This window comes from Actinomadura madurae (genome assembly GCF_900115095.1).
Lineage (GTDB): Bacteria > Actinomycetota > Actinomycetes > Streptosporangiales > Streptosporangiaceae > Spirillospora > Spirillospora madurae.
Genome location: NZ_FOVH01000015.1, coordinates 75509 through 87583 on the forward strand (window position 1 = coordinate 75509; position 12075 = coordinate 87583).

Sequence of the window (12075 nt, forward strand, 5' to 3'; positions counted from 1 at the left end):
CCCCCGCCCTTGAATGATCATGATCCGCCGTGGGACGACGGGGGCTGGTGCTGAGCCGGATGGCCGGCGATCGCACGCTGGTGCTCGCCGCGTGCGCGACCGCGCTGTTCGCGACCACCGTCCTCGCGGCCCTGGTCGGCTACACCGGGTCGGTGACGCGCGAAGGGCTCCGGCGCACGCTCGCCGACGCCACGTTCGCGTCCGTCGGGACGACCCTCGGCACGCAGGTCCCCCCGAACGGGCTCGCCGAGGTGCGGGGGCAGGTCGACCGGGCGCTGAAGCAGATCTACCGGGACGTCCCGCTCGCGGTCTCGATGAGCGTGCGCAGCGACTCCTACACGCTTCCCGGGCAGGAGGAGAGCGACCACCCCGAGCTGACCGCCTTCGGGACCTACACCGGCATCGAGCGGCACGCGCGGCTCGCCGAGGGCCGCTGGCCCGGCGCCGGCTCCGGGAAGGGCGCCGGCTCCGGGGAGATCGAGGCCGTCCTGCCCGTGGCCGCCGCCCGCGCCATGCGCGCCGAGCCGGACGACGTCCTCACGCTCCACGGGCGCGTCGACAAGAAGTCGGTCGTGAAGGTGCGCGTCGTCGGGCTCTTCGAGGTCCCGAACCCGCAGGACTACTTCTGGCAGGACGACAAGCTCGTCACGACCGGTGTCGAGAAGCTCGACTACACGACCTACGGGCCGTTCGTGGCGTCCCCCGAGGTGTTCGCCGACCGGTTCACCGGGACCGGCTCCGAGGCCCGCTTCACCGTCATGCCCGACCTGCGCGGCGTCGCGCCCGGCGACCTCGGCCCCCTCGGCGACCGCGTCGCCGGCGGGGCCGACACCTTCAAGGAGGCCGGCGACGGCGCGCAGTTCAGCGTCGCGACGGACCTGCCCGAGCTGACCGGCCAGCTGCGCACCGCCCTCCAGGTGGCACGGTCCACGATGCTCATCCCGGTGCTCCAGCTCGTCCTGCTGGCGGGCTGCGCGTGGCTGCTCGTCGCCCGGCTGCTCGCCGACCACCGGCGCGGCGAGGTCGCGCTGCTGCGCACCCGCGGCCTCGGGATGCGGCAGCTCGCCCGGCTCGGCCTCGCCGAGGGCCTGCTGATCGTGCTGCCCGCCGCGGTGCTCGGCCCGCTGCTCGCCCGGCCGCTGCTGCGGCTCGCCGGGCACGCGCCGGCCGTCCACGCGTCCGGGCTGCGGCTGGACGCCGGGCCCGCCGCGCCGCTGTGGATCGTGTCCGCGCTGACGGCCCTCGCCTGCGCCGCCGTCCTGACGATCCCGACGCTGCGCGGCGCGAACCGCACGTTCGTCGAGGCGCAGGCCGGGATCGGGCGGCAGGGGCGCGGCGGCCTGCGCGGCTCGGGCGTCGACCTCGCGCTCCTGCTCGTCGCGGGGCTCGCGATCTGGCAGCTCACCCGGTACGGGGCGGACGGCGCGGGCGCCGGGGACGGCACGTCCGGCATCGACCCGTTCATCGTGTCCGGCCCGGCGCTGGCGCTGCTCGCCGGCGGGGTGCTGCTGCTCCGGGTGGTGCCGCTGGTCTCCCGCGCCGCCGAACGGGTCGCCACCCGGGGCCGCGGGCTCGTGCCCGTCCTCGGCACCCGGCAGGTCGGCCGGCGCCAGCTCCGGTACACCGGGCCGGTGCTGCTGCTCGTCATGGCGATGGCCGTCGGGGTGCTGTCGGTGACGACGATGGCGACTTGGCGCCGGTCGCAGACCGATCAGGCCGACTTCCAGAGCGGCGCCGACCTGCGGCTGTCCGCCTCGACCCGCGAGGCGGGCCCGGGGCCGCTCGGGCAGGGCGCGCGGTTCGCGGGGCTGCCCGGCGTCACGGCCGCGTCGCCGGTGCTGCGCACGGACGCCGACCTCGGCACCGAACCCGCGACGCTGCTCGGCGTCGACGCCGGAGGGCTCGGGCCGCTGCTGAGCGTCCAGCCCGGCCTGCGGGACGACCTGCGGCTGGACGAGCTGGCGAGGGCCCGCCCCGCCGCCCCCGCGCTGACCGTCCCCGGCAGGCCCCGGCGGGTGCTGTTCGACCTGCGGCTCCGCCGCACCGGCCCCGTCCCCGAGGTCCCGCCCGCGTACACGCCGCCGCCCGGCAAGGGGTACCGGGTCGCGGTGACCGTCGTGGACGCGCGCGGGCTGACGCGGCGGGTGACCCTGCCCTCGATCGACGCGGACGGCGAGGAGCACACCGTCGCCCTCGACACCGCGGAGCTGGCCGGGCCCGGCGGCGTGCCGTCCTACCCGCTGTCCGTCCGGAGCGTCCACTACCTCTACGACGACAACACGTTCTCCGGCACCCTCGACCTGGAGCTGCTCGGCGTGCGCGGCGACGGCACCGGGCAGGCCGCGCTGCCCGCCGGATCCCGCTGGGACGCGTTCGCCGACTCCCCGAACGCCGAGAACCCGATCAAGCCGAGTGTCAAGGACCCGGGGGACGCGCTAGCCGAGTTCGCGCTCCCCGCGTCCCCGGCACCGAACCCGAACCGGGGCATCTACGGCTTCGCGACCGGCGCGGGCGTGCACGCCGTCCTCGGCACGTCCGCCCCGCCGTCGCACGACGCGCAGAACACCGACCTCCTCCCGGCCGTCCCCGGCGTGGTCACCGGCGAGATGGCCGGACGCGCCAGGACCGGCGTCGGCGGCACCCTCACCGTCAGCACCGTGGACGGCGACCAGCCGATCAAGGTCATGGGCATCGTGCCGGCCCTGCCGAGCGTGCCGGCCGGCCGGCCCGGCGTCCTGGTCGACCTGCCCACCCTCACCCAGAGCCGGATCTCCGTGCTCGGCGCGGCCGGCGACAGCGTCACGCCCCGCGAATGGTGGGCGTCGGCGCGCGCCGGCCGCACGGGCCCGGCCGTCCGGGAGCTCGCCCGGCACCCCGGCTGGGGCGAGGTCGCCGCCGACCGCGCCCGGACCCGCGCCCGGCTCCGCGACGCCCCGCTCGGCGCGGCCCTCCAGGGCGCCCTCATCCTCGGCTTCGGCGCGGCGCTGGCGTTCGCCGTCATCGCGTTCGTGGTGAACGCGGCCGTCACCGCCGGGGAGCGGCACCGCGAGTTCGCCGTGCTGCGGGCGCTCGGCGTCCACCCCCGGCAGGTCGCGGGGATGCTCGCGATCGAGCAGGCCTACCTGGTCGCGCTGGGGCTGCTCGGCGGGACGGTCCTCGGGCTGGTCGTGGCGCGGCTCGTCGTCCCGCACATCGTGCTCAGCGTCCAGGCCGCGCAGCCGTACCCGCCCGCCGACCTCGTCGTCCAGTGGCCCGTGGTGCTCGGCGTGCTCGCGGCCGTGGCCGCCGTGCTCGGGCTCGTCCTCGCGCCCGTCGTCCGGACGCTGCGGCGCCGCGACCCCGGCGCCGGCCTGCGGGTGGGGGAGGACCGATGAGGGGCACCGGGGCCCGGCTCGCCCGCGCGCAGTGGGCGCCGCTCGCCGCGCTGGCCGTGCTGACGTTCGTGGCCGCGCTGCTCGCCACCGCCGTCCCGTCCCGCACGACCGCCGGATACGACCGCGCCGCGGCCGCCGCCGTCGGCCCGGCGGCCGACATCCGGGTGCGCGGGGAGGCGGGCGGCAGCACCGCCTTCGCCGCCGTGCCCAGCGAGGCCGCCCTCGGCGCCAACGCCATCTCCTGGCAGCAGCGGCTGCCCCGCTCGCTGAGCGACGTCTCCGGCGAGCCGGAGTCGTCGGTCACCTCCTCCGTCAACACCGTCGAGGGGACGTTCCGGCGGCCCCGGCTGCTCTATCTCGGCTGGGACCCTGGCGCGTGGCGGCGGATCCGCCTCGTCGAAGGCACGCCGGCCTACAACCGGCAGGGGCAGACGAGCGGCGACATGGCGGTGATGATCGCCAAGGAGTACGCCGGACGGCTCGGCTACAAGGTCGGCGACCGGATCGTCCTCGACGCCGTGACCGTCCGCGTCTCCGGCCTGTACGAACCGGTCGACCCTCGCGACCCCTTCTGGGCGCCGAGGGAGCGGCTCGTGCGCCCGACCGTCGAGTTCCTGCCCAAGACCACCATCGAGGCCGACGCGGGAACCGCGCTGATCGACGCCGCCGCCTACGCCCGCCTCACGCGCGACCCGACCCGGAAACTGAGCTACGAATGGCGGTTCCCGGTCCGCGCCGGCCAGGTCAGCGCCACGCAGGCCGAGGGCATGGCCGCCGACCTGGACGCCTTCCGCTCCGCCGTCGAGGGGCGCGCCGACCTGTTCCCCTGCGAGGTCTCCACCCCGCTGGACAACCGGCTGAAGGAGTTCACCGACCGGCTCCGCACCGCGCAGTCCGTCCTCGGCCTCGCCCTCGGCGGCCTCGTCGCCGTCGCCGCCGGGTTGCTGCTCCTCGCCGCCGGGCTGCTCGCCGGGCGGCTCCGCCCGGTCCTCGGGCTGATGCGGGCGCGCGGGGCGTCGCTGCGCCAGCTCGCGGTGCCCGCCTGCGGGCTGACCGCGCTCGCCGCCGTCCCGTCCGCCGGGCTCGGCTACGCGGCCGGACGGCTTCTGGACGCCGGGCCGCCGCAGGCCACGTCGGTGTACGCGATCGTCCTGCTCCTCGCGGCCGTGCTCGGCGTGCCGGCGGCGATGGTGGCGCGGGAGCGCGGCGGCGCGCTCGGCTCGGTCACCACCCGGCGCGACGACCTGGTCACCGCCCGCCCGTCCCCGCGGCGGCTCGTCCTGGACGTCCTGCTGGTGGCGCTCGCGGTGATCGGCGTCGTGCTGCTCCGGGAACGCGGCGGGACGTCCGGGACCGACCCGCTGGTCGCCGCCGTCCCCGTGCTGCTCGGCGCGGCGCTCGGCGTGCTCGTCCTGCGCGCCTACCCGTCCCTGCTGCGCGCGGCCGGGCCCCTCCTGCGGCGCCGCAGCGGCGCCGTCGCGTTCCTCGGCATCGCCCGCGCGTCCCGGCAGAACCTCGTCGGCGCGCTGCCGCTGGTCGTCCTGCTGCTGGCCGCGACCGTCGCCGGCTTCGCCGCCACCGTCGACACCGCCCTGCGCGACGGCCAGGTGCGCGCGTCCTGGGCCGAGACGGGCGCCGACGCCCGCGTCGAGGCCGCGGCGATGGACGACGCGGGCCTGCGCCGCATCCGCGCCGTGCCCGGCGTGACGGGCGCGGTCCGGGTCCGCGTCATCGCCCGGGCCTCGGCCGCCTCGGACCCCGCGCCGATCACCATCGTCGGCGTCGACCTGGACGCCTACCGGAGACTCGCGCCCGAGGTGCCCGGCATCCCCGGCTCGGGCTCGGTGCTCGCGTCGCCGCTGGCCTCCCGCACCATGGGCCCGGGCGCGGTGACGCTCGGCCGCGCCGGGATGGACCCGATCCGCGTCACGCCGTCCGGGCGGATCGAGCGCTTCCCCGGGCAGGAGACGGGGTCGGCGTTCGTGCTCGTCCCGTACGACATGGTCGCCGGGGCGACCGGGTTCCCGTCCCAGGTCTTCGTCGCCGGGCACGACCTGGACGCCGCGGCACTCCGCGCGGCGGCCCCCGGAAGCGACGTCCAGACGCGGGACCGGGTCCTGCGGGACATGACGCGGCTGCCGCTGGTGTCCGTCGTCCACGAGACGTTCCAGAGCGGCGCGCTCATCGCCGGCGTGCTGGGGCTGCTCGCCGTCCTGCTCGTCCTCGTCGTCGGCGCCCGCGCCCGCGGCCGGACGATCGCGCACCTGCGCGCCCTCGGGCTCAGCCGGCGGCAGAGCCGGGCCCTCGCGCTCGTCGAGATCGCGCCCGTCCTGCTGTGCGCGGTCGGCGCCGGCTGGGTGCTCGGCCTGCTCCTGCCCGACATCACCGGCCCGGTCGTCGACCTCGGCCCCTACACCGGCGGCTTCGCCGCCACCGCACACGTCCCGGGCCTTTCCGCGCTGCTCGGTCTGCTCGCCGCCCTGCTGCTCGCCGCCGCCGCCGCTGCCGTCGCCGTCGACCGCGCCTTCGACACCGACCCCGGAAACGTCCTGAGAACGGGGGACTCATGACCGACACACCGGACCTCGCCGAACTGGAGCGCCGCGCCGCCGAACGCGGACCCGTCTACGGCGAGGGCGCCCACATCGTCTGCGACAACCTCGTCCGCATCTACAAGACCGACGGCGTCGAGGTCGTCGCGCTCCAGGGCCTCGACCTGCTCGTCGACCCCGGCGAGCTCGTCGCCATCGTGGGCGCGTCCGGCTCGGGCAAGTCGACGCTGCTGAACATCCTGTCGGGCCTGGACGTGCCGACCGCCGGCGTCGCCCGCGTCGCCGGGTCCGACCTGCTCACCATGGCGTCCAGGGAGCGGCTGAGGTTCCGGCGCGAGCAGGTCGGGTTCATCTGGCAGCAGACGTCCCGCAACCTGCTCCCGTACCTGACCGCCGCGCAGAACGTCGAGCTGCCCATGAAGTTCGCCGGCCGGTCGCGGCGGGCCCGCGCCACCCGCGCCGCCGAGCTGCTCGGCATGCTGGACGTCGGCGACTGCGCGGCCCGCCGCCCGGACGAGCTGTCCGGCGGCCAGCAGCAGCGCATCGCGATCGCCGTCGCCGTCGCCAACGAGCCGCACGTCGTGCTGGCCGACGAGCCCACCGGCGAGCTCGACACCGTCACCGCCGCCGGGGTGTTCGCCGCCCTCCGCCGCGTCAACGAGGAACTGGGCACCACCACCGTCGTGGTCACCCACGACACGCAGGTGTCCGAGCGCGTCGACCGCACGGTCGGCATCCGGGACGGCCGCACCAGCGTCGAGGTCCGCCGCGGCGGCGGCACCGCCGAGGAGTACGCCGTCCTCGACCGCGCCGGCCGCGTCCAGCTCCCCGCCGCCTTCACCTCGGCCCTCGACATGCGCGACCGCGTCCGCCTCGCCCTGGAAAGCGACCACGTCGGCGTCTGGCCCGACCGGGAGGAAGCAGAATGACCGACCCGATGGTGGCCGTCGAAGGGCTCGTCCGGACCTACCGCACCGGAAAGATCGAGGTCCCCGCGCTGCGCGGCGCGTCCTTCACCGTCGGCGCTGGGGAGCTCGTCGCGATCAAGGGCCGTTCGGGCTCCGGCAAGACGACCCTGCTCAACCTGATCGGCGGCCTCGACGGCCCGGACGGCGGCACCGTCCGCGTCGACAGCCGCGACGTCGGCGCCCTCCCGGAGGACGACCTGCTCGCCCTCCGCCGCGACGACATCGGGTACGTCTTCCAGTCGCACGGCCTGATCCCCGTCCTGTCGGCCGCCGAGAACGTCGAGGTCCCGCTGCGCCTCGTCCGCACGCCGCCGGCGGAACGCGACGAACGCGTCCGCGTCCTGCTCGGTCTCGTCGGCCTGGCCGACCACGCGGCCCAGCGCCCCTACGAGCTCTCCGGCGGCCAGCGCCAGCGCGTCGCCATCGCCCGCGCCCTCGCCAACCGTCCCCGCCTGCTGCTCGCCGACGAGCCCACGGGACAGCTCGACTCCGAGACCGCCGCCGCCATCATGCCCCTGCTCCGCGCGGTCGTCTCCAGCGAGGGCGTGACCGTCCTGGTGGCCACCCACGACCAGGCCCTGCTGGCCGAGGCCGACCGCGTCCTGAACCTGGAGGACGGCGTGATCACCGAAACACCCGTCCCCGCCTGACGTCGCGGGACGGCCAGCGGTTTTATCTCGCCTTTCAACGGTCCTTGATCTATTGGCGGCACCGACACCGATGATCTTGGAGGTCCGATGAAACGCGTGCTTCGCGCCGGGCTCGTGGCCGCGGTCCTGGCCGGAGCGGCGGCACCCGCCGCCGCGGCCACGACCCCGCCCGACCCCGCTCCCGGTGGCCCCCAGCGGCCCTTCGAGCCCGACGTGGCGGGACCGCGCAACCTCGACTCGCTCCGGGTGACCGCGACCAAGGGCGAAGGTCGCAGCGTGACGGTCGCCTTCGACCGCCGCAGCCGCACCGCCGAGGGCACGGTCCCCGCGGGCGCCCGCCGGTTCGTCTTCCTCTTCGACCGGGCGATCTCCTTCAACCCCCAGGCGTTCCCGACGTGCGCGCGCACGGTCATCACCGAAGACGGCCCGGACGCCTGCCCGCCGGGCTCCCAGGTCGGCAGTGGCATCGGCACCTCCTTCGACGGGACCGAGCAGCCGGTTCTGGTGTTCAACACCGGGGTCGGATCGCTGCCCGGGGTTCTCGTCGTCCTCCCCGAAACGAACGTCGTCCTGAAGCAGACGTTCGAACGGGTCTCCACCCCCTACCGGGGCACCTACAGGTGGACTCTGGACGAGATCCTGCCGCCCACCTCCGTCCCGCCCCAGGACCGCGCCGGCACCTCACGGTTCAGGCTCGCCTTCGGCGCCACCACCCACCGTCACGGCCGCCCGATCGGTTTCGCCGAGACCTCCGCGCGTCCCGGCACCCCGATGCGGTTCGGCCTGTGGAGCGAGTTCGTCACAGGCCAGGTGGTCCTGCCCACCTCCACGACCGCTCTCCGGTAAGCCGCACCCGGCCGCGGTGGGTGAGGGTCATGGCGATGCGGTGCGGGTGGTGAGGGTGTGCTTCCGGGTCACGTAGATGCGGGCCACGGCGGTCAGGACGACGGCCTGCGGAAGCCACACGGCCACCATGATCGGGAAGTTCTCGCCGCCCGCACTGGCCAGGAGCGGGGTGAAGAGGCCCGCGAAGAACAGGGTCACGGCCAGGCCGAGCATGGCGGCGAAGCCCCGGGTCGCTTCCGGGTCCCCACGGCGGGCCAGGCGCCATGCGCACGCGGCCGCCACGAGGAGGGCCGGGGGGACCACGATCAGCGCGGCGATGAGGAACCGCGCGCGCATGTCGGCCGGGGCGACGGAGGTGTCCTGGGTGTCCCCGTTCGCCGCGATCTCCGTCAGCCGTCCGCGCCAGATGGTGCCGGTGACCCGGTCGCCCTTGCCGAGGTCGTCCAGGACGGGACCTGAGTTGGGGTAGGACGTCTCCCACCTGACGCCGTCCGGGTCCGTCAGGAACGCGCGATCCAGCTCGCCGCGCTTGGCGGTCCTGTGGACGCCCGTCACGGTGAACTCCCGGGTCCAGCGGCATTCGGCGGGCGCGGGCGGCTCGGCCGGGCAGCGCGGCGCGGCGTTGTAGGCGTCCAGGGCGCGGGTTCCGCCCGGGGCCTCCGTCGCGACGAAGTACGCGGTGATCGCCGCAACGGCGACGGCAGCGAGCAGAGCGAGCACGGTCGCGACCGTGCCGCCCAAGCTTCCGGAATGTCGCATGTCCTGATTATCCCATTTGGTGGATCTTGGTGGCGCACGCCGCGGTCGAGGTCCACCGCGTGGTCGCCGTGTCGCCTGAGCGCATCGGCCAGGCGACCGCGGCGACCCGGATGCCGAGGGCCGTGGATGGCGTGGCCGACCGCCGCGGGCCGGTTGGACGGTGATCGGCAGGGGCATATCTCGTGCCGTAGGTCGGCTCGGGACGGGAGTTTCACTGTGGCGACCGTTGTGCTCGTGGGGACACTCGACACAAAGGGCGCGGAGTACGCATGGCTGCGTGACCGGGTGCGGGAGCTGGGGTGCGACACCGTGCTCGTTGACGCGGGGGTCGGGCCGTCCGACGTGGCCGCCGACGTCTCCGCGGAGGAGGTCGCGCGGGCCGGTGGGGCGTCGCTGGAGGCGCTGCGGGACGCGGGGGATCGCGGGGCCGCCGTCACGGCGATGGGGGAGGGCGCGGCGGCCGTGCTGGCGGGGCTGGAACGGGTGGACGCCGTCCTCGCGGTCGGTGGGAGCGGTGGATCGTCGATCGCGGCGCGGGCCGTCCGGGACCTGCCGATCGGGCTGCCGAAGCTGATCGTGTCCACGATGGCGTCCGGGGACGTGACGCCGTACGTCGGCGCCAAGGACGTGACGCTGATGTACAGCGTCGTCGACATCGCGGGCGTGAACCGGGTGTCGCGGCTCATCCTCGGGAACGCGGCGGCGGCCGCGGCCGGGATGGCGAAGGCGTACGAGCCGTCGGGCGCGGAGGACGACCGTCCCCTCGTCGGGGCGTCCATGTTCGGGGTGACGACGCCGGCGGTGGACGCGGCCCGCGAACGGCTGGACGAACTCGGCTACGAGGTGCTCGTCTTCCACGCGACCGGGGCCGGAGGCCGTGCGCTCGAAGGACTCGTCGAGAGCGGGCTGCTGGCCGGAGTACTGGACCTGACCACGACCGAGCTGGCCGACGACCTCGTCGGCGGCGTCCTGTCCGCCGGGCCGGACCGGCTGACGGCGGCGGGAAAGCACGGAATCCCGCAGGTCGTGGCGCCCGGAGCCCTCGACATGGTCAACTTCGGGCCGCGCGAGACCGTCCCGGAACGCTTCCAAGGACGCAACCTCTACGTCCACAACCCGACCGTGACGCTGATGCGCACGACCCTGGAGGAAATGGCCGAACTGGGACGGCGGGTCGCGTCCAAGCTGGCCGCGGCGACCGGCCCGGCCGTGCTCTTCCTCCCGCTCGGCGGCGTGTCGGCGCTGGACGCGTCCGGGATGCCGTTCCACGATCCGGAGGCGGACGCGGCCTGCTTCGCCGCCATGGAGGGCGCCGTGGAGACGGAGAGGCTCGACATGAACATCAACGATCCGGCCTTCGGCCGCGCCATGGCCGACCGGCTGCACCGGATGATCTCGGAGGAGGCGCAGTGAACCGCGAGACCGTCCTCTACCGGCTGCGGAACACCGTCGCGGAGGGCAGGCCCGTCATCGGCGCCGGGGCGGGCACCGGGCTGTCGGCCAAGTGCGCCGAGGCCGGCGGCGTCGACCTGATCATCATCTACAACTCGGGCCGCTACCGGATGGCCGGGCGCGGCTCGCTCGCCGGGCTCCTGCCGTACGGGGACGCCAACCAGATCGTGGTGGAGATGGCGTCCGAGGTCCTCCCGGTCGTGGCGGACACGCCCGTCCTCGCCGGGGTGTGCGGCACCGACCCGTTCCGGGTGATGCCCGTCTTCCTCGACCAGCTCAAGGCCATGGGGTTCGCCGGCGTGCAGAACTTCCCCACCGTCGGGCTCTACGACGGGGTGTTCCGGCAGAACCTCGAAGAGACCGGCATGGGGTACGACCTGGAGGTCGAGATGGTGCGGCTCGCCCACGAGCGCGGCCTCGTCACCGCCCCGTACGTGTTCGACGAGGACCAGGCGCGCGCGATGGCGGAGGCCGGCGCCGACGTCCTCGTCCCGCACGTCGGCCTCACCACCAAGGGCAGCATCGGCGCCGGCACCGCCCTGACGCTGGACGAGGCGGTCGAACGCGTCCAGGCCATGCGCGACGCCGCGTCCGCCGTCCGCCCGGACATCCTCGTCCTCTGCCACGGCGGCCCCATCGCCGAACCGGACGACGCTTCCTACGTCCTGTCGCGGACCGAGGGGGTCGCCGGCTTCTTCGGCGCCTCCTCCGTCGAGCGGCTGCCCACCGAGCGCGCCATCACCCGGCAGGTGGCCGCCTTCAAGAACCTGGAGCTCTGAATGCTGGTCAAACCCGGCGACGTGACCACGATGACCTTCGGCTGGGGGTCGATCAAGTGGTTCGTCACCCCGTCCACCGTGCCCGCCGCGGGCAGCACCCTGGGCGAGGTCATCGTCAACCCCGGCCAGGGCCATGCGCGCCACCACCACGCGAACGCCGAGGAGATCATCTACGTCGTCTCCGGCGAGGCCGCCCAGATGGTCGACGACGGAGAGCCGTTCACGATCGGCGAGGGCGACGCCGTCCACATCCCGAAGGGCGTCTGGCACTCCACCTACAACACCACCTGGCGCCCGCTCCGCCTGATCGTCACCTACACCCCCGGCGGCGAGGAAAAGGCCCTGGAAGCCGCCCCGGACTACACCCTCCACGCCGCCGGCGCCATCCCCGAATGGCACCAAACCTAACCCACCACCTCGGCAAGGCGACCGAGCGTTCACCCGCAGGCAAGGACGGCGAGGCCCACGTGCCGCAGCCGGACGATAAGACGGCCGAGCATGGCCACTCCTCGACCCCCAGAGCGCCGCGGCGTCGCCTCCCCGCGGCGCCGAGGCCAGGCGGCATTAAGGCCAGGCGGCGTCGCCTCCCCGCGGCGTCGCCTCCACGCGGCGTCGCCTCCACGCGGCGTCGCCTCCACGCGGCGTTGAGGCCAGGCGGCGCCGAGACCACGCGGCGTTGAGGCCAGGCGGCGCCG

At 75.1% G+C, this 12075-nt stretch carries 9 protein-coding genes; 8 read left to right on the forward strand and 1 reads right to left on the reverse strand.

All coding sequences use genetic code 11. The annotated features are described in order from the left end of the window. Window positions 1–29 precede the first annotated feature (29 nt). The 5 genes from BM339_RS34150 to BM339_RS34170 all read left to right on the forward strand — a co-directional run bounded on the left by BM339_RS34150 (window position 30) and on the right by BM339_RS34170 (window position 8390). Window positions 30–3374, forward strand: a complete 3345-nt coding sequence (locus BM339_RS34150) for an ABC transporter permease (protein ID WP_143118719.1) — start codon at window positions 30–32, stop codon at window positions 3372–3374. Further along, window positions 3371–5944 (forward strand): CRISPR-associated protein Cas5, encoded by a 2574-nt coding sequence (gene cas5 / locus BM339_RS34155; protein ID WP_075023543.1) that lies wholly within the window; start codon window positions 3371–3373, stop codon window positions 5942–5944. The genes BM339_RS34150 and cas5 overlap by 4 nt, the downstream gene beginning before the upstream one ends. Then, entirely contained in the window at window positions 5941–6855 is a 915-nt protein-coding gene (locus BM339_RS52370) for an ABC transporter ATP-binding protein (RefSeq protein ID WP_021598824.1), read from the forward strand. The genes cas5 and BM339_RS52370 overlap by 4 nt, the downstream gene beginning before the upstream one ends. Continuing rightward, complete coding sequence (locus BM339_RS34165) at window positions 6852–7544, forward strand: ABC transporter ATP-binding protein (protein WP_075023544.1); 693 nt, start codon at window positions 6852–6854, stop codon at window positions 7542–7544. The genes BM339_RS52370 and BM339_RS34165 overlap by 4 nt, the downstream gene beginning before the upstream one ends. An 87-nt stretch (window positions 7545–7631) precedes the next feature. After that, a complete protein-coding gene (locus BM339_RS34170) occupies window positions 7632–8390 on the forward strand; it encodes a hypothetical protein (protein WP_075023545.1) in 759 nt (252 codons plus the stop codon). Window positions 8391–8417: 27 nt separating this feature from the next. Here the strand turns inward: BM339_RS34170 and BM339_RS34175 are convergent, their stop codons facing one another. Continuing rightward, a complete protein-coding gene (locus tag BM339_RS34175; RefSeq protein ID WP_075023546.1) occupies window positions 8418–9149 on the reverse strand; it encodes a hypothetical protein in 732 nt (243 codons plus the stop codon). Between the two features lie 234 nt (window positions 9150–9383). Here BM339_RS34175 and BM339_RS34180 point away from each other — a divergent pair, with 234 nt between their 5' ends. Genes BM339_RS34180 through BM339_RS34190 form a run of 3 tightly spaced genes read left to right on the forward strand, consistent with a single transcriptional unit; the run spans window position 9384 to window position 11788 of the window. Beyond that, window positions 9384–10562: a Tm-1-like ATP-binding domain-containing protein gene (locus tag BM339_RS34180; RefSeq protein WP_420883414.1), complete on the forward strand. Its 1179-nt coding sequence runs from the start codon at window positions 9384–9386 to the stop codon at window positions 10560–10562. Beyond that, entirely contained in the window at window positions 10559–11380 is an 822-nt protein-coding gene (locus tag BM339_RS34185; protein WP_075023548.1) for a phosphoenolpyruvate hydrolase family protein, read from the forward strand. Before BM339_RS34180 ends, BM339_RS34185 begins: the two co-directional genes overlap by 4 nt. Beyond that, window positions 11381–11788, forward strand: a complete 408-nt coding sequence (locus tag BM339_RS34190; protein ID WP_021598831.1) for a cupin domain-containing protein — start codon at window positions 11381–11383, stop codon at window positions 11786–11788. It abuts the gene before it with no gap. Window positions 11789–12075: the final 287 nt, after the last annotated feature.

Coding starts and splice junctions, on each gene's coding strand:
- cas5 (WP_075023543.1), top strand. CDS start 3,371: ATGAGGGGCACCGGGGCCCGGCTCGCCCGCGCGCAGTGGGCGCCGCTC.
- BM339_RS52370 (WP_021598824.1), top strand. CDS start 5,941: ATGACCGACACACCGGACCTCGCCGAACTGGAGCGCCGCGCCGCCGAA.
- BM339_RS34165 (WP_075023544.1), top strand. CDS start 6,852: ATGACCGACCCGATGGTGGCCGTCGAAGGGCTCGTCCGGACCTACCGC.
- BM339_RS34170 (WP_075023545.1), top strand. CDS start 7,632: ATGAAACGCGTGCTTCGCGCCGGGCTCGTGGCCGCGGTCCTGGCCGGA.
- BM339_RS34175 (WP_075023546.1), bottom strand. CDS start 9,149: ATGCGACATTCCGGAAGCTTGGGCGGCACGGTCGCGACCGTGCTCGCT.
- BM339_RS34190 (WP_021598831.1), top strand. CDS start 11,381: ATGCTGGTCAAACCCGGCGACGTGACCACGATGACCTTCGGCTGGGGG.